Origin of the sequence: Citrobacter sp. MGH 55, assembly GCF_016906145.1 — a bacterium.
Lineage (GTDB): Bacteria > Pseudomonadota > Gammaproteobacteria > Enterobacterales > Enterobacteriaceae > Citrobacter_A > Citrobacter_A amalonaticus.
This window is the reverse complement of record NZ_CP070239.1, coordinates 4,583,175-4,600,235: the sequence shown is the minus strand read 5'-3', so window position 1 is coordinate 4,600,235 and position 17,061 is coordinate 4,583,175. Positions and strand designations below refer to the sequence as shown.

Genomic DNA, 17,061 nt, shown 5'->3' with positions numbered 1-17,061 from the left:
TATCCGACCTACAAAAATGCCTGATTCGTAGGCCGGATGCGCATGAGCGCCATCCGGCATCCACTTAATGCGCCATAAAGAGATTGGCCTGCGTTGCATGGGCAACATATTCAATAGTCTGCTGGGCGCGCACGCTGTTCCCGGCGCTGTCCAGCGGCGGTGAGTAAACGGCAATGGCGTACTGTCCCGGTACCACCGCGACCATGCCCCCGCCGACGCCGCTTTTCGCCGGAATACCGACGGTGTACAGCCATTTTCCGCTGCCGTCATAGAGACCGGCGATGGCCATTTCAGCCAGCACCTGCGGTACATAACGCTCATTGAGCAACTGTTTGCCGTTGAACGGCGATTTACCCTTGTTGGCCAGCACGGCACCCATTTTGGCAAGCTGCTCAACGGTGACGTCTACTGAACACTGGCGGGTGTAAATCTCCACGGCCTCCTGCGTGTTGCCGTAGAAGCTGTTGTACGATGCCATCAGTTGCGCCAGCGCCTGATTGTGTTGGTTGGTCTCCATTTCCGATCTGAATACCGGTTCATTGACCGTGAGCGTGGCGTCGGCCCAGGCGTTCAGGTTGGTGAGGATTTTGTTCCAGCGGTCGGTTTTGTCTTTGGCGTCAATCAGGCTGACGGTACTCATGGCACCTGCATTGACCAGCGGATTCTCCGGTGCGCCCTTCGTGAGTTCGACCGCGAGACCGGAATTAAAGGGCAGGCCGGTGGCATTAGCGCCGAGTTTATCCAGTACCTCCTGCGGCCCGTGCTGTTCCATCGCCAGCGCGAGGGTGAAAACTTTGCTCAGCGATTCCATCGGGAATGCTTTGTTGATGTCTCCTGCCTGGTAAATTTTGCCGTCAACGGTAGCGAGGGTAATGGCGAAGTTGTTGGGGCTGTAAGTGGCAAGGGCAGGGATGTAGTCGGCGACTTTGCCGTCGTTGTTACTTTTGTATTTCTGGTGTGCCTGTTCGATCAATGCGGCGTAGTCCGGCGCCGTTTGCGCCAGCGCGGCGGCGCTAAAAAACAGGCTGGCGGTTAACATGCTCGCGCCGAAGAATTTTACGTTCATGGTGCAACCTTGTTGGTGTGATTGGCATGTTGCCGGAAGGGGCGAGTGCTTATCCGGCAACCTTATATCATCAGGACATCACCACTTCTGACGGCTCAGTGGCAGGACGCTCCTGTTCTGGCGTTTTGACCGGCGCAGTGCCCCGGCAGCCGGAACCGAAATGTTCGCCTTCCCAGCGACTGACAATCGCGGCGCCCATGGCGTTACTCATCACGTTGGTTGCAGAACGGCCCATGTCGAGGAACGGATCGACGCCCATCAGCAGGATCAGACCGGCTTCCGGAATGTTGAACTGGTTGAGGGTAGCGGCAATGACCACCATCGAGGCACGCGGTACGCCTGCCATACCTTTAGAAGTCAACATCAGGATCAGCAGCATGGTGATTTGCTCGCCCATGCTCAGCTCAATGTTGCACGCCTGCGCGATAAAGACGGTGGCAAACGAGCAGTAGGCCATTGAACCCACGAGGTTGAAGGAGTAACCGATAGGCAGTACGAAACTGGCAATCTTGGACGAGACGCCGAATTTCTCCAGCTTATCCAGAGTACCCGGGAACGCGGCTTCCGAGCTGGACGTGGTAAATGCCAGCAGTGCCGGTTCGAGGATCGCTTTCGTCAGGCGACCGATGCACGGACCGACAATCATCGTTGACAGGCCGATGAGGATCGCCCACAGCATACCCAGCGTCAGGTAGAACTCACCCATGAAGATCCCGGCGCTCACCATCACGCCCAGCCCGCGTTCAGCGATAAGCCCGGAGATAGCGGCGAATACCGTTAACGGGGCGAACAGCATGACGTAACCCGTCAGTTTCAGCATGACGTGAACCAGAGAGTCGAGCACCTTCACGATCGGTTCGGCTTTCTCACCAATCGCCGCCAGGCTACAGCCGAGAAAGATTGAGAACACAACGATTTGCAGGATTTCGTTACGCGCCATGGCGTCAACGATACTGGTCGGTACGGCGTGAGAAATAAACACTTTCAGCGTGAACGGTTCAGACTGAACGGCCGCCACGGCCCCGGCGTCATGGGCAACAAAGTTAATGCCCGCGCCTGGCTGGAACAGGTTGACGATCACCAGACCCAGCGCAATCGACAGCAGTGAGGCGCAAATAAACAGGAAAAAAGTTTTTGAAAATATACGCCCCAGCGTTTTCGCATCGCCCATTTTCGCGATGCCGACAACCAGGGTTGAAATAACCAACGGCGCGATAATCATTTTCACCATACGTAAGAATATGGTGGTGAAAATAGAGATATCCTGCGCATACGATTTTGCTGTATCAGCCGATGCCATATTATTAATAGCCACCCCGGCAATCATGCCGAGTATCAGGCCTAATATGATCATTTTTGTTAGACTTATTTTCTTCATGTTTACTCCATCGGATCTAGGCTGGTCTGTGAAGTGTTGTAGGGTCGCGTGCGCCAGAGCCAGGACAGCAGCTCAGGCGCACGCAGGTTATGACCAACCGCATGAATTATCTGGAATACAGTGATACAGCGAAATCCTGTACGCCAATGGACGTTGTTGTATTTTATTGGTTACAGATCGAACTCAATACTTAATAACGGCGCATGCTGCTGCGCGCCATAAACATCATTGTCACCAACGTTGCCGGAAATAATATCGCGAGGCATCACGATTTTTACGGCATTCGCCGGGTCAAACCAGACGATGCGATGAATAAAATCAGGTTCAACGTTATATAAGCGGGCAATTAACTGCGGGGTTAATTGCTCAGAACGTTTTACCCGCTGATAGTCTTCGCGCGTTTTAAATAAAATATCTAACACCAGTTCATACGGTCCGGCGTTTTTAGAACGAATCACCTGCGCCAGGGTGCAAATAGCGTGTTTCATGCCTGAACTCCTTCTGGCGTCACCTGCTCGATATGGAAGTCAAAACGCAGGGCGTCGCTGGCTTCGATCAGGTGATAGATTGAGAACTCATACACCGGCCCGCTTTGAATGTCGGATGGCGAGAACGGGAAGGCGAGGTTGCCTGCCGTGGCGATCCGGTTTTCGTAGCCGTAGTGCAACAGGGTAGAGCGCACCAGCGAACAGACGCTGTTGGCGATATCCTGCGTCGGCGCGACCACGTCCAGCAAAATGCCCAGCTCATGCCCGGCGGTTTGCACCGGTTCATGGTTACCCATCACGCCGTTCTTGCCGTACAGGTGGAACGTCATGCGGATGCTGTCATCATTCAGCGAGAGGTTGCGGGCGACGCTGGCCTGAACTTCTTCGAGAATGGTGTCGATGCTGGCAATCATGATCGGATCGCGGGTACCGGCGATGGTCAGGCAACGGAAGCCCACCTGACGCGCGCCTTCCAGTTTCAGCGCATACGGCGTTGCTTCATGACGTGAACCGCTGACGTACACTTCGCCATCGTTTACCGCTTTGAAACTGCACCCTTTCAGGTTCAGCACGCCGCCCGGGCCTGGCAGGAAGTACGGATCGGATTTCTCATACAGGGTATGTGCCGCCGCCGACGTTTCGGTGAACTTGCGTTTCGGGTTGAACGTCTTCAGCGTAAAGCCGTTGTCGTCGATAATCCCCATTGCGCAGTCAGAACCGGAACCTGGGGTGGCGGCAATGGCCGCACATTCCAGGATCTTGCCACAGTGCAGCGCCAGACCTTCATCAAAGCCCTGCATAATCGGCAGCGCCGCGAAGCAGGCCGGATCATAAGCCCGTCCGCCCAATACCACCTGCGCACCGGCTTCCAGCGCCCGCTGGAACGGTTCGATCCCCATCTGCGCCACGATGTAGGTGCTCTCTTCGATCGCCTCGTGGGTCAGTGCCGGAACAAAGTCCAGCGCGGTGATTTTGCCGTTATCCAGCGCCTGGTGAACCACCTCTTTATTGACATCCGATGGGATCAGCGCCATGGAGAAGGACAGTTTTTCTTCCTGTGCGATCTCCAGGATAATCTGCCGACACCACTCAAGGTGCGGTGCAGCACCGGATCCCCCGGCGGTGCCGATCACCACCGGAATGTTGTTCTTAACGCCCGCCGTGATCATATAGCGCAGATCGCGTTTCACTCCGGCCCGATCGGTAAACGGTTTACCCGCCCCCAGGTAGTGGGGGCCAGGATCGGAGGAGCCTGCGTCAACCGCGATCAGATCCGGTGACTCTTCCATGGCTTTACGAAAGCTCTCTTCCGGGAAGCCATAGCCCAGGATAGCCGTTGGCGATAAGATCTTAAATGTGCGTGCCATCTCTTAATCCTTAGTCTGCAACAGCGCGATGGTGCGGTTCATTTCGTTAAATACGATATTGAGACCTTCATCGAAGCCCATACCCGGCTTGATCAGCATACGCATTGGACGGGCGGCGAGAGCCACGTGGACGCAGGTGCGGGCGCTGATTTCGGTTTCGTTGCAGGTGCCGCCCTGGTAGGCTTCCATCCCGTGCTTGTTGCAGTACAGCACCGCGTCAACGATGTTGTGAATGCCGCCGAGATCCGGGGTTTTGATCTGCACCATGTGGCAACTACCGGCATCGGTGAAGTCCACGATGTCCTGATAGGTGTTGCACCATTCGTCGGCGACAATTTTCACGCCGGAACCCAGACGGGTCAGCTCTTTGGTGATTGCGGTCAGCATGCGGATCTGATCCGGTTTGTTGCCTGCATCGACCGGGCCTTCAATGTACAGCGGCAGACCCTGCGCTTCTTTTTCGAGGCTGGCGATATACTCGGCGCAGCGCACCGGGTCCATGTCGAAGATCAGACCGATGGTGCCATACACGTCGATATGCAGCGTCGGGTGATAGCGTGGGCTGGTGCGCAGGCTGAGAATACGGTCGGACAACCAGCGCACGTACTCACGTAGTTTTTCGCCTTTAAAACCGAGCTTCTCTTCAACGTTGTTGATCAGCGCGTGCGGCAGGACGTCAACGCCTTTGAGGATCATCTTGTCGACGGCGATGTAGCGGTCGTCGCCGCTCTGACCAAATAAAGGAATGGCTTCTGGTACGCACGGCAGTTGCCATTCGTCACACACCACTTCGGTTTTCAGACGACCTGAGGCCAGCGCGGTGGCGTCAAGCAGCGCCTGCGACAGACCGTAACGAACGGCGGTATGCAGCAAATTACCATCGATGCGCAGTTTGTCGAAGAAACGGGCGTTCGGCAGGAACGCATCCACATCGCGGCCTTCCAGCAGCGGCTTAATATGATCGTTGAGGAACGGAATAAAATGTTCAGCCAGGAACAGCGGATCGCGGCCGCCGGCACCGGAGTACTGCACTGCGGCGCAATCACCCACCGCGACGGCGCCGTTTTCCAGAATCAGTTGTACGGAAACGCACTCGCCAGCCTGGCGGACAGAGGTAAAGCCCGGGGTAACCGGCGCACCGGTATAAATGAACCCGTCATGACCTGCGCCATTTTTGATCGCCTGCTGGTCATCAAAATAGAATGAGGAGTAGCCAGCGGTGAAAAGCGCCTGTTTAATTTTCATTATGGTCTTCCTATTAATTGACTGTGGGATACAGCGTTGATGTCATCAACAACCATCTGGAATGAGGGTTTACGTCCTTCGAAATGGGCACGTTCGGCGACGTAATCGTGGTGTAGAGCGAGAATGTCCTGCGGCAGCGGAACGGAGCCGGCTTCCAGAATACGGATCGCCCCGGCGTTATCGCGAACTGGCAGGATTTTACCGGCGTTACAGGAGGCAGGAGCGAAAGGTACGTCCAGCACGCCTGCTTCGAAGGCCAGCACGGTGCCGCGCGCAACGTCGCCGTTGCCCAGCTCAAACACTTTCTTCAGAACCGCACGAACTTCGCTCTTAATCAGTTCCACTTCCTGCTCGACGGCGGCACACGGCGGGAATTTCTGGTCACTGACCATGTTGAGCATCTGACGTGACGCACGCAGCCCCTGGGCGTTTGCCGCCGCTGTCGGAATACCGAAGGCTTCATGCGGGCTCTTGGTGATCACTTTGGTCGCGCCGGACATACCGGCGACCGCTGCGCCCCAGGAGATAATGGCGAATGCTTTGGATTCGTCTTCCGGGAAACCGCCCATCCACTGGTGGAAGACGGTGCTCAGCTCGTAATCATCAAAACCGTAGTTCTGGAAATATTCATGAGACAGTTCACGCAGGGACTGAATCGCTGCGATATCCTGCGTGAGGCTACCGACCTGGCCGTAGCCGACGGTAATCGACTTCACGCCCTGTTCCAGCGCCAGCAGACCTTCGATAATCGCCACTGCGTGAGACATGAACGGCGGGATCAGCGTGCCGGTCAACGGGCCGAATGGTTCGCGGTTAATGCGAATGCCATGTTCTTCATACAGCCCCATCAGACGGTCGCAGTACTGCCAGTCGCGAATCGATTTTTCCAGCGTCACGCGCTTGGCGTAAGGAATGTTGTAGGAGATCCCGCCGCCTTCATAGCTGGTGAAGCCGCTGGCCATGGCGATCTCCGCCAACAGACGCGCATCTGGCGTACCGTGACGGACCTGAATCGGTTTCTCCAGCGCTTCGGTCATCCGACGACAGGCCGCCACACCGTGGTTAACCACCGGCAGTCCGTTGAGTTTTGAGGTCCCGGCTTCGATAGATTTCTGGATCCCAATGGCGGCTTCTTCATAACGATTCAGACGGGTGTAGGCATCGATGGTGCTCGGCAGCAGGTCACACTCAACCTGCAGGGTTTTCAGCAGTTCGATATGCTCATCCATCAACGCCACACCGGCACGCGGTTGGCTCAGGGTTTTCCCTTCCTGATCCGCCTTCAGCAAGGCATGAGAGAAACGTTTTTTCTCAGGAATGGTCTGCTGATACTTCACGCCATCTTCAAAATGTTCGACGTCTTTGCCGGTATGCCACGTCTGCAACACCTGATGCCGTTCGGTCATAAATTCGTCATGGGTTAATTTTTTATTTCGAAGTTCCATTCGTCGCTGCCTTAGGTTTTATAGGGTTAAACAGTGAATGCTGGTGCGCGCAGCGGCCTGGGGATCCAGTCTGGCAACGTTTGCCAGCAGGGGGAGCAGACCTTTTGCGTCGCGGTAGTACTCAAACTGAGTGGGTAAAAGAATGCGTCTACCGTCGTCGTCCAGTTCGCGATATTTGAGCCAGTGATGGATATCAAACTGACTGGCGCGGGAGAGCCAGCCGCCCGAGCCAACCACTTTGCGCACGGTGGTCAGGTCGCGCCCCATCTGTAAATCGACATTGCCAACGCAGGTACAGACCTGCTTTTTAGTGCCAGCGTGACGCTCGGCGGCATAGCCGACGCACAGTCCGGCTAACAGAGAATCAAAGTATTTCTCTTCCTCGCTCTGCGGCAGATAATCGGGATGCGCCACCAGATGACGCAGGTAACCATAGAAGGCCTCCTGGCGTGCCGGTTGCTGAGCGAATACCACCTTCACCAGTTCCTGGGTGCTTTCGCCTACCACCACGGCGGAGACGCGCATGCCGAGATCGCCTTCCACGGTGCGCTTAACAAAGGGCTCCGGGACACCGTGCAGCACGGTATCGGGCGAGAGGGTATTGGCACTGGCGGAATAGACGTCGGTGGTCGCGCCGCCCATGTCGATGAGCATGAATTCTCTCCACGCGCTATCGACTTCGCTGATGGCTTTGACCAGTTCGTACACCGTCCAGGGTGTTGGCATGGGCTCTTCGCCGGTTTCACCGACAATCACATCCAGGCCTTTGCCTTTCACAATGCGGGACAGGAAGACATCACAAATCGCCTTGCGGGCGGCGAAGGGATTCGGGTGATCGAGATCGGGCAGAATGTTGTCTACCGTGGTCAGATCTTTGTGTCCCAGAATCGCCTGGACATCATCCTGAATGTCGCGGTTTCCGGCGTAGATAATGGCGCAGTCGAGGCTGGACTCTGCCAGGGCGCGCGCATTGGCCAGGCCGTAGCTCTCTTCACCACCGTCGGTGCCGCCGGTAAACAGCAGAATGTCCGGTGGTGAAGCTTCCAGCGCCTGAATATCATGGCGATTCAGTTTGTACGAATAGTACTGGGCGATTTTTGCCCCGGCGGAATGCGCCGTGACTTTTGCCGATTCCAGAGTGATCGACGGCACCAGTCCCATTGCGGCAACGGCAAGACCGCCTTTCGCCGACGAGGAGTATTTCAGGGTCACTTCACCCCGGTTGAGCAGTGGGCGCGCATCGGCAACGTTCAGCACCTGGTTCAGGCTGGCGAAAAAACCTTCCGCCAGATGATGGGTCGTCGTCGGAGTCAGAACGTGGTTAACCAGTGTTAACGCATCCCCCTCCTTTGCGAAGAGGGCAGCTTTGGTCCACGTCGAGCCGATATCGACAGAGACGGTTTGCATCAGATGGCCTCTTCCAGACAACGCTTTTCAATGCCGTGGCGCTTGTTGATATCCGCTGCCATCAGCTGACACACATCTTCGAGATCGTGGCTTGGAGCAAAGACGCGCTGGAAGCCCATCTCTTTGAATTTAGCTTCGACGTCTGCGAAGTCATGCTTCCCGACCACCAGGTTGCCGCCGACATAAAGCAGGATATCGCCGATACCGCGTTCGATGCAGCGCTCGCGCAGACCCAGGCAGTCGATGTCACCGTGGCCATAAATGGAAGAGACGACAATCGCATCGGCACCGGTTTCGATCGCGGCATCGATATATTCATCCTGGCTTACCATTACGCCCAGATTGATTACGCGAAAATCATGGGCAGTAAAAACGCGGTCCAGAACTTTATTGCCTACGGCATGGCAGTCAGCACCAATGACGCCAATAACGAGTGTTGATTTTTTCATGGGTAATCCTCTCCAGGACTCAGGGTAAGAAATAAAAAGTTTTGCAATGTTTTAATAGGGACGGAGTGTCGTGGGGAGGCGCGATGGATGCAATTGATCTATTTTCAAAATATCTTTCGAAAAACGACTGTTCTATGAATGAAAATTTAAAAATTGTTTATTATCAATGAGTTATATGTTTTATTCTGGATGGTGTATATATTTAATAAATAGATTCCTATTAAACGGCTTTCTATGTTTGTGATCTAAATCCTGTTTATTTGTCTTTGCGCTGAATAGGTGTTTAAATAATTTTAGAGGAAGAAGTGTGAGGCGCGTAACGGAATAAAGCATAATGTTTCTATACGCCATTTTATTATTGTTAATAAAATGATAAATATGATGGTGAGTTGTTTGCAATTCCCGCGTTGGGACATGAAAAATTCAGCATATTACATTGACTTTATATTTGTGAAGCAGTTAACACTTCGTCGAAATAGTTTTAAAGCGCACTCCGATTAACGCTGTTTCCTGTGGGCGATCAACGTAAATTTATAATCGTCAGTATTAAACGCATTGCGACTGTATTCGAATACCTGTCCTCCCTTTAAAAAACCACGCGACACTTTTTCCAGGATTGGCTTTGTGAGCGGGATAGCAAGCAGGCGGCTCATCTCTTCGGTGGGCATCAGTGGAATCAACTCCTGCTCACTGCGTTCAATGACCTGTTTCTTCACCTCTTCAATGAAGTGGTACTTTGAGTTTTCCATCACCTGCCAGGTTAAATCAGGGAATAATGCCAACGGCATCCACGTCTCCTCCAGCGCGACTGGTTTTTGCTTGATGTAACGCACCCGCTTGACGTGCCAGACCCGTTTGTCATCAGCCAGTTGTAATTGATTTTTCAAAAAATCATCGGCCTGAATCACTTCGAAAACCAGCACGTCGCTGTGCGTATCGCTGCTACGGTCGGTCAGCTTTTCATCAAAACTGGTTAATTGATAGATGTCGTAATTAACCCGATCCTCTTTAACGTATGTGCCGCTGCCCTGAATGCTTTCGATGATCTGCTGCTCGGTTAACTGCCTTAGCGCCTGACGCACGGTGACCCTACTGACCCCAAATGCCGCCTGTAGCGCGGATTCTGTCGGCAGAGCATCACCGGGCTTCAACTCACCTCGCTGGATTTGTTCACGGATCCCGTCGGATATCTGTCGATAAAGTGGTTTTCGGCTCATGGTTTTTTCTGTCAGGTTGTTAAGACGACTTTTCACATTATGCCTAATGAATTGAATGTGTAAACAATACAAATTAAATACAAATCATCAGCTTTAAGTGAAAATGATCACATAAATGTATTGTTTTGTCTGGCACACTCCTTCGCACATAAAACAACCATTTTGTGAGGATCATGATGAACCTGACGACGTTAACCCAGCGGGACGCGCTGTGCCTGAACGCCCGGTTTACCAGCCGTGAAGAGGCGATTCGTACGTTAGCGCAGCGGCTAACGGCGTTGGGCAAAATTGCTGATTCTGATACCTTTCTGGAAGCCGTGTTTGCACGTGAAAACCTCGGGCCGACTGCGTTAGGAGAAGGGCTGGCGGTACCACACGGGAAAACGTCGGCTGTGAAAGAAGCCGCTTTTGCGGTGGCGACGCTCAGCAAGCCCCTGAGCTGGCAAGGGGTCGACGGTCCGGAAGCTGTTGACCTGATTTTCCTGCTCGCCATCCCACAGGAAGAGGCGGGCAGTACCCATATGCAATTGTTGACCGCGCTCACCACGAGGCTGGCTGATGAAGAAACGCGAGCCCGTGTTATGGCGGCAACGAGTGCAGACGAGCTGTTGGCGGCGCTGGATGACAACGGGCATGGACCAATGGTCGCAACGCCATTCAACGCCCCCACAATTGTGTGTGTGACCGCCTGTCCGGCGGGGATCGCGCATACCTATATGGCGGCGGAATATCTGGAGAAAGCCGGACGGAAGTTGGGCGTCAATGTGTTTGTTGAAAAGCAGGGCGCTAACGGTATTGAAGGGCGCTTAACGGCAGATCAACTGAATTCGGCCAGTGCCTGTATTTTGGCCGCTGAGGTGACAATCAAAGAGAGCGAACGGTTTGCAGGGATCCCGGTGCTGACGGTACCCGTCGCCGAACCGATTCGCCATGCTGAGCAACTGATCCGGCAAGCGTTGGCGCTTGAACCACAAAATGTCAAGCGCGTGCGGCAGGAAGAGAGCCATCAGCTTAAAGGGCTTAAGACGGAGTTAAAACAGGCCTTACTGAGTGGGATCTCCTTTGCCGTGCCGCTGATTGTTGCGGGTGGGACGGTACTTGCTGTCGCGGTATTACTGGCGCAGATATTCGGTCTGCAACCGCTGTTCGAACAGGAGAACTCCTGGCTGTGGATGTATCGCAAACTTGGCGGTGGAATGCTCGGTGTGTTGATGGTGCCTGTACTGGCGGCTTACACCGCGTATTCTCTGGCGGATAAACCCGCACTGGCACCCGGTTTTGCTGCCGGGCTTGCCGCGAACATGATCGGTTCCGGTTTTCTTGGCGCAATCGCAGGGGGATTAATTGCTGGATACCTAATGCGCTGGGTGAAAAAACACCTGCGATTGAGCAGTAAATTCAACGGTTTTTTGTCGTTTTACCTCTATCCGGTGATTGGTACGCTGGGGGCAGGCAGCCTGATGTTGTTTGTTGTCGGCGAACCGGTGGCATGGATTAACAACAGCCTGACCGCCTGGCTTAACGGTTTATCTGGGGCGAATGCGCTGCTGCTTGGCGCGATTCTCGGCTTTATGTGTTCATTTGATTTGGGGGGCCCGGTCAATAAGGCCGCCTATGCCTTTTGTCTGGGGGCGATGGCGAACGGCGTCTACGGTCCTTATGCCATCTTTGCCTCGGTCAAAATGGTCTCCGCATTTACGGTGACCGCGTCAACGTTAATTTCTCCCCGTCTGTTTAAAGAGTTTGAAATTGAAACCGGGAAATCCACATGGCTGCTAGGGCTGGCGGGTATTACAGAAGGGGCAATCCCGATGGCGATTGAAGATCCTGTGCGTGTGATTGGCTCCTTTGTCCTCGGGTCAATGGCGACAGGGGCAATGGTTGGGGCGATGAATATTGGTCTCTCAACGCCTGGCGCGGGTATTTTTTCACTCTTTTTGCTGCACGATGCCGGGTACGGCGGCGTACTGGCGGCGGCAGGCTGGTTCGGTGCGGCGCTGGTGGGAACCGTTATCTCAACGCTGGTTTTGCTGCTCTGGCGACGCTATGCGGTGAAGCAGGGTAAATATACGACTGATGGCGTAATGTCTTAATTCTGAACAGGAAACGAAGATGAAAGCTGTATCTCGCGTTCACATTACCCCGCATATGCACTGGGATCGGGAGTGGTATTTTACCACCGAAGCGTCACGCATTTTGCTGGTCAACAATATGGAAGAGATCCTCACCCGACTGGAACAGGATACCGACTATAAATATTACGTTCTTGATGGACAGACGGCAGTGCTGGAGGATTACTTTGCGATAAAGCCAGAAAATACCTGTCGGGTACAACGTCTGGTGCAAACCGGAAAGTTAATTATCGGCCCATGGTACACCCAGACGGATACCACGATTGTCTCCGGTGAGTCTATTGTGCGTAACCTGCTGTATGGCATGCGTGATTGCCTGGCTTTTGGCGAGCCGATGAAAATTGGCTATCTACCCGATTCCTTTGGCATGTCGGGACAGCTTCCGCATATCTACAACGGATTTGGCATCACCCGCACGATGTTCTGGCGCGGTTGTTCAGAGCGACACGGTACCGATAAGACCGAGTTTTTATGGCAAAGCAGCGATGGCAGTGAAGTCGTCGCACAGGTACTGCCACTGGGTTACGCGATTGGTAAGTACTTACCCGAGGATGAGAACGGGCTGCGCAAACGGCTTGACAGCTATTTTGAGGTGCTGGAAAAAGCGTCTGTGACAAAAGAGATTTTGCTGCCGAATGGTCACGATCAGATGCCGCTGCAACAGAACATTTTTGCGGTGATGGACAAACTGCGCGAGATCTACCCGCAGCGAAAGTTTGTGATGAGCCGTTTTGAAGCGGTGTTTGAACATATCGAGAATCGACGTGAACAACTGGCTACGCTGAAAGGCGAGTTTATTGACGGTAAGTATATGCGAGTACACCGCACGATTGGCTCGACGCGGATGGACATCAAACTCATTCATGCGCGTATTGAAAATAAGGTAGTCAATATCCTTGAACCTCTGGCGACGCTGGCCTGGACGCTTGGCTTTGAGTATCACCACGGTTTGCTGGAAAAAATGTGGAAAGAGATTTTAAAAAATCATGCTCACGACAGCATTGGATGTTGCTGCAGCGATAAGGTTCACCGGGAAATCATCGCGCGCTTCGAACTGGCGGAGGATATGGCGGATAACCTGATCCGTTTTTATCTGCGCAAAATCACGGACAACATGCCGCTCAGCGACAGCGATAAACTGGTGCTGTTTAACCTGATGCCGTGGCCGCGTGAAGAGGTGATTAACACAACGATCCGCCTGAGAGGTCATCAGTTTTGCCTGCGTGACGATCGGGGAAATCCCGTTCCCTTTTTTGTTCGCGGGGTTCGCGAAATCGATCCTGGTCTGATAGACAGGCAGATCGTGCATTACGGTAACTACGAACCGTTTATGGAGTTTGATATCCAGATCCAGCAGATTGTACCGTCGATGGGTTATCGCACACTGTACGTAACGCAAGGGGAGGCGGGAAATCACGTTGCGCCAGAAACACCTGGAGCAGAAGTGCTGGAAAATGCGTTCTGGCAGATAGCCGTTAACGACGACGGAACGCTGCGTCTGTATGACAAAGAAAGCGACATCTGCTATGACCGCGTTCTGGTGCTGGAAGAGGGATCTGATGATGGGGATGAGTATGACTACTCGCCCGCCAGAGAAGAGTGGCGGTTGACTTCCGCATCGGTAAAAGCAGAGTGTGTTATGACCCATGAAGCCTGGCAAAGCCGGGCGCGGATTCGTTATCAAATGGACGTGCCGCTCAATCTTACGGAACGTTGCGCTCGCCAGCGTAGCGGTAGGGTTGGGGTTGAAATAACGGTCATCCTGAGTCACAACAGCAGGCGAATTGATATTGAAGTCCTTCTGGATAATCAGGCAGACGATCATCGTCTGCGGGTACTGATCCCCACTCCGTTTGTGACCGACACTGTGCTGGCAGATACGCAGTTTGGTACGGTGAGTCGCCCCGTGTGGGATCCCGCACTGGCAAACTGGCGGGAAGAGGGCTGGAAAGAGGCACCGATTCCCGTCTGGAATATGCTTAACTATGCGACGCTTCAGGAGGGCAGAAATGGTCTGGCAGTTTTCACTGAAGGATTGCGGGAATTTGAAGTGCTGGGTGACCGGGAAAAAACTTTCGCCATCACGCTACTACGCGGTGTAGGACTACTGGGGAAAGAGGATCTGCTTTTGCGTCCAGGTCGTCCTTCAGGCATTAAAATGGCGGTACCGGATGCACAACTGCGCGGACGGTTGCACTGTCGGTTGAGCCTTTTCAGTTATACCGGTACGCCTGTGAATGCCGGTATTGCTCAGCAGTCCAGGGCCTGGCTCACACCCGTACAGTGTTATAACAAGATTCCGTGGGATGCGATGAAACTGAACAAGGCCGGTTTCATGACGCCTGACCACTACAGTTTATTCACTATGCCACCGGTTGGGTGTCAGTTGAGTACCCTGAAGAAAGCTGAAGGGGGAGATGAACTGATCCTGCGCCTGTTTAATCCCTCCGATTCGGAGCCATGCGACGCAACGGTTGCCTTCGGCAGCGTGGTTCAATCGTGTACAGAAACGCGCCTGGATGAGCAGCCGCTTAAGAGCGTTGATGAAAAGCGTAGCGACTTCGGCCCGGTTTTGCCGGGACAAACACGAACGTTCAGCTACAAAATTGTGTGAATAGCCAGCAAACAGACACAAGCCACGCATCGCGTGGCTTTTTTCTTAACAGAATAATAACTGTGCGGTGTTAATTTATACCACTATAAAAGTGAAATAATTGTGAATGTTGACGCGTGAAATTTATATCCTGGCAAATAACAATAAATTGTCTACGCTGAACTCATCGGGAAAGGGAAGATAAATTCCTGTGTTGGCGTTAATTAAAACACTGTTTTTTTATATATACATTTTCACTTAGTAACCATCCCTCCCGTAGATGCACATATTTGCAACATGTTTTTCACCATAATTACTCCATTTAAACATAGTTAACAAAAAGTCCTGTTTTTGATTTAAATCAAGGTTTAAACATTGGAAAACCGACGTGAAACGAGTTAAATTGTCGCCGATCAAATTGGTGGAAAAGTGATGAATTCGCTATAAATTGATCACTGTCGAAAAATGCAAATATTCCTCAATAAAAACCTGTTTATTGTAAGGATTTTGCGGCGTAATATAATTGCGGGATCAATTTGAGTTTTTTATTAACATGTTTGTAACCTTTCGCCCTTTCTGTTTCCTTCTCCAGGAAAACGGCAACGGCGAGAGTGCACAAATAAATTTGTATTGGGGCATGCGTGTGACCCTTTCTAACGGGGTTCACTCTCGGAGTCTTCATGCGATGAGCAAGGAGTCATGATGTTAGATATAGTCGAACTGTCGCGCTTACAGTTTGCCTTGACCGCGATGTACCACTTCCTCTTTGTGCCACTGACGCTCGGTATGGCGTTCCTGCTGGCCATTATGGAAACGGTTTACGTCCTTTCCGGCAAACAGATTTATAAAGATATGACTAAGTTCTGGGGCAAGTTGTTTGGTATCAACTTCGCCCTGGGTGTCGCAACCGGGTTGACCATGGAGTTCCAGTTCGGGACAAACTGGTCTTACTATTCCCACTACGTTGGGGATATCTTCGGTGCGCCGCTGGCGATCGAAGGTCTGATGGCCTTCTTCCTCGAATCCACCTTTGTAGGTCTGTTCTTCTTCGGCTGGGATCGTCTGGGTAAAGTTCAGCACATGGCGGTAACCTGGCTGGTCGCATTAGGTTCTAACCTGTCCGCTCTGTGGATCCTGGTCGCAAACGGCTGGATGCAGAACCCTATCGCATCGGATTTCAACTTCGAAACCATGCGTATGGAGATGGTGAGCTTCTCTGAACTGGTCCTTAACCCGGTAGCCCAGGTGAAATTTGTGCACACCGTGGCGTCTGGCTACGTGACCGGTGCGATGTTCATCCTCGGTATCAGTGCTTATTACCTGCTGAAAGGTCGCGACATCGCTTTCGCAAAACGCTCTTTTGCTATCGCTGCCAGCTTCGGTATGGCTGCTGTGCTGTCTGTTATCGTTCTGGGTGATGAATCCGGTTACGAAATGGGTGACGTGCAGAAAACCAAACTCGCGGCCATTGAAGCAGAGTGGGAGACTCAGCCCGCTCCAGCTGCCTTTACCCTGTTTGGTATTCCGGATCAGGATTCGCAGGAAAACAAACTGGCGATTCAGATCCCGTATGCGCTGGGCATCATTGCGACACGTTCTGTCGACACGCCAGTTATCGGTCTGAAAGACCTGATGGTGCAGCATGAAGAGCGTATCCGTAACGGGATGAAAGCGTATGAGCTGCTGGAGCAACTGCGTGCCGGTTCGACCGACCAGGCGGTTCGCGATCAGTTCAACGTGATGAAAAAAGACCTGGGTTACGGCCTGCTGCTGAAACGCTATACCCCGAACGTCTCTGATGCGACTGAAGCGCAGATTCAGCAGGCGACGAAAGATTCTATTCCTCGCGTTGCGCCGCTGTATTTTGCCTTCCGTATCATGGTGGCCTGTGGCTTCCTGCTGCTGGCGATCATTGCGCTCTCCTTCTGGAGCGTGATTCGTAACCGCATCGGTGAGAAGAAATGGCTGCTGCGCGCCGCGCTGTACGGTATTCCACTGCCGTGGATTGCAGTAGAAGCCGGCTGGTTTGTTGCCGAATATGGCCGTCAGCCGTGGGCGATCGGTGAGGTGTTGCCAACCGCAGTGGCGAACTCGTCGCTGACCGTCGGTGACCTGCTGTTCTCCATGATCCTGATTTGTGGCCTGTATACCCTGTTCCTGGTGGCTGAACTGTTCCTGATGTTCAAGTTCGCACGCCTTGGCCCAAGCAGCCTGAAAACGGGTCGCTACCACTATGAGCAGTCCACCGTGGCTTCTCAGCCGGCACGCTAAGAC

12 protein-coding genes are annotated in these 17,061 nt (G+C 53.1%); 3 read left to right on the top strand and 9 right to left on the bottom strand.

The window, feature by feature from the left end; genetic code table 11:
• Positions 1-64: 64 nt before the first annotated feature.
• The 9 genes from glsA to JTI98_RS19110 form a co-directional block, all read right to left on the bottom strand.
• Entirely contained in the window at positions 65-1,066 is a 1,002-nt protein-coding gene (gene glsA, locus JTI98_RS19150; protein WP_044266316.1) for a glutaminase A, read from the bottom strand.
• Between the two features lie 70 nt (positions 1,067-1,136).
• The gene (locus JTI98_RS19145) at positions 1,137-2,444 is read right to left on the bottom strand and encodes a dicarboxylate/amino acid:cation symporter (RefSeq protein ID WP_043001352.1); all 1,308 of its coding nucleotides are present in this window, start codon (positions 2,442-2,444) and stop codon (positions 1,137-1,139) included.
• Between the two features lie 170 nt (positions 2,445-2,614).
• Positions 2,615-2,932: a DUF4387 domain-containing protein gene (locus JTI98_RS19140; RefSeq protein ID WP_042320615.1), complete on the bottom strand. Its 318-nt coding sequence runs from the start codon at positions 2,930-2,932 to the stop codon at positions 2,615-2,617.
• Complete coding sequence (locus JTI98_RS19135; protein WP_044256532.1) at positions 2,929-4,299, bottom strand: acyclic terpene utilization AtuA family protein; 1,371 nt, start codon at positions 4,297-4,299, stop codon at positions 2,929-2,931. Before JTI98_RS19135 ends, JTI98_RS19140 begins: the two co-directional genes overlap by 4 nt.
• A 3-nt stretch (positions 4,300-4,302) precedes the next feature.
• A complete protein-coding gene (locus tag JTI98_RS19130) occupies positions 4,303-5,544 on the bottom strand; it encodes a methylaspartate ammonia-lyase (RefSeq protein ID WP_043001350.1) in 1,242 nt (413 codons plus the stop codon).
• Positions 5,544-6,989 carry a methylaspartate mutase subunit E gene (locus JTI98_RS19125; RefSeq protein WP_043001349.1) on the bottom strand — a complete coding sequence of 482 codons (1,446 nt, stop codon included), beginning with the start codon at positions 6,987-6,989 and terminating at the stop codon, positions 5,544-5,546. The genes JTI98_RS19130 and JTI98_RS19125 overlap by 1 nt, the downstream gene beginning before the upstream one ends.
• Positions 6,990-7,007: 18 nt before the next feature.
• Positions 7,008-8,396, bottom strand: coding sequence for a methylaspartate mutase accessory protein GlmL (glmL, locus tag JTI98_RS19120; RefSeq protein ID WP_043001348.1), 1,389 nt, complete (start codon positions 8,394-8,396; stop codon positions 7,008-7,010).
• The gene (glmS, locus tag JTI98_RS19115; protein ID WP_043001347.1) at positions 8,396-8,845 is read right to left on the bottom strand and encodes a methylaspartate mutase subunit S; all 450 of its coding nucleotides are present in this window, start codon (positions 8,843-8,845) and stop codon (positions 8,396-8,398) included. The genes glmL and glmS overlap by 1 nt, the downstream gene beginning before the upstream one ends.
• A 497-nt stretch (positions 8,846-9,342) precedes the next feature.
• Positions 9,343-10,062, bottom strand: coding sequence for a GntR family transcriptional regulator (locus JTI98_RS19110; RefSeq protein ID WP_216081676.1), 720 nt, complete (start codon positions 10,060-10,062; stop codon positions 9,343-9,345).
• Between the two features lie 176 nt (positions 10,063-10,238).
• Here JTI98_RS19110 and mngA point away from each other — a divergent pair, with 176 nt between their 5' ends.
• The 3 genes from mngA to cydA all read left to right on the top strand — a co-directional run bounded on the left by mngA (position 10,239) and on the right by cydA (position 17,058).
• Positions 10,239-12,155, top strand: coding sequence for a PTS 2-O-a-mannosyl-D-glycerate transporter subunit IIABC (mngA, locus tag JTI98_RS19105; RefSeq protein ID WP_216082269.1), 1,917 nt, complete (start codon positions 10,239-10,241; stop codon positions 12,153-12,155).
• Between the two features lie 19 nt (positions 12,156-12,174).
• Positions 12,175-14,808, top strand: coding sequence for a mannosylglycerate hydrolase (mngB, locus tag JTI98_RS19100; RefSeq protein WP_216081675.1), 2,634 nt, complete (start codon positions 12,175-12,177; stop codon positions 14,806-14,808).
• A gap of 681 nt (positions 14,809-15,489) precedes the next feature.
• Positions 15,490-17,058, top strand: a complete 1,569-nt coding sequence (gene cydA / locus JTI98_RS19095; protein ID WP_043001343.1) for a cytochrome ubiquinol oxidase subunit I — start codon at positions 15,490-15,492, stop codon at positions 17,056-17,058.
• Positions 17,059-17,061: the final 3 nt, after the last annotated feature.

Excerpts from the sequence above, each read along its gene's own strand:
- glsA (WP_044266316.1), bottom strand. The coding sequence starts at position 1,066 with ATGAACGTAAAATTCTTCGGCGCGAGCATGTTAACCGCCAGCCTGTTT.
- JTI98_RS19145 (WP_043001352.1), bottom strand. The coding sequence starts at position 2,444 with ATGAAGAAAATAAGTCTAACAAAAATGATCATATTAGGCCTGATACTC.
- JTI98_RS19140 (WP_042320615.1), bottom strand. The coding sequence starts at position 2,932 with ATGAAACACGCTATTTGCACCCTGGCGCAGGTGATTCGTTCTAAAAAC.
- JTI98_RS19135 (WP_044256532.1), bottom strand. The coding sequence starts at position 4,299 with ATGGCACGCACATTTAAGATCTTATCGCCAACGGCTATCCTGGGCTAT.
- JTI98_RS19130 (WP_043001350.1), bottom strand. The coding sequence starts at position 5,544 with ATGAAAATTAAACAGGCGCTTTTCACCGCTGGCTACTCCTCATTCTAT.
- JTI98_RS19125 (WP_043001349.1), bottom strand. The coding sequence starts at position 6,989 with ATGGAACTTCGAAATAAAAAATTAACCCATGACGAATTTATGACCGAA.
- glmL (WP_043001348.1), bottom strand. The coding sequence starts at position 8,396 with ATGCAAACCGTCTCTGTCGATATCGGCTCGACGTGGACCAAAGCTGCC.
- glmS (WP_043001347.1), bottom strand. The coding sequence starts at position 8,845 with ATGAAAAAATCAACACTCGTTATTGGCGTCATTGGTGCTGACTGCCAT.
- JTI98_RS19110 (WP_216081676.1), bottom strand. The coding sequence starts at position 10,062 with ATGAGCCGAAAACCACTTTATCGACAGATATCCGACGGGATCCGTGAA.
- mngA (WP_216082269.1), top strand. The coding sequence starts at position 10,239 with ATGAACCTGACGACGTTAACCCAGCGGGACGCGCTGTGCCTGAACGCC.
- mngB (WP_216081675.1), top strand. The coding sequence starts at position 12,175 with ATGAAAGCTGTATCTCGCGTTCACATTACCCCGCATATGCACTGGGAT.
- cydA (WP_043001343.1), top strand. The coding sequence starts at position 15,490 with ATGTTAGATATAGTCGAACTGTCGCGCTTACAGTTTGCCTTGACCGCG.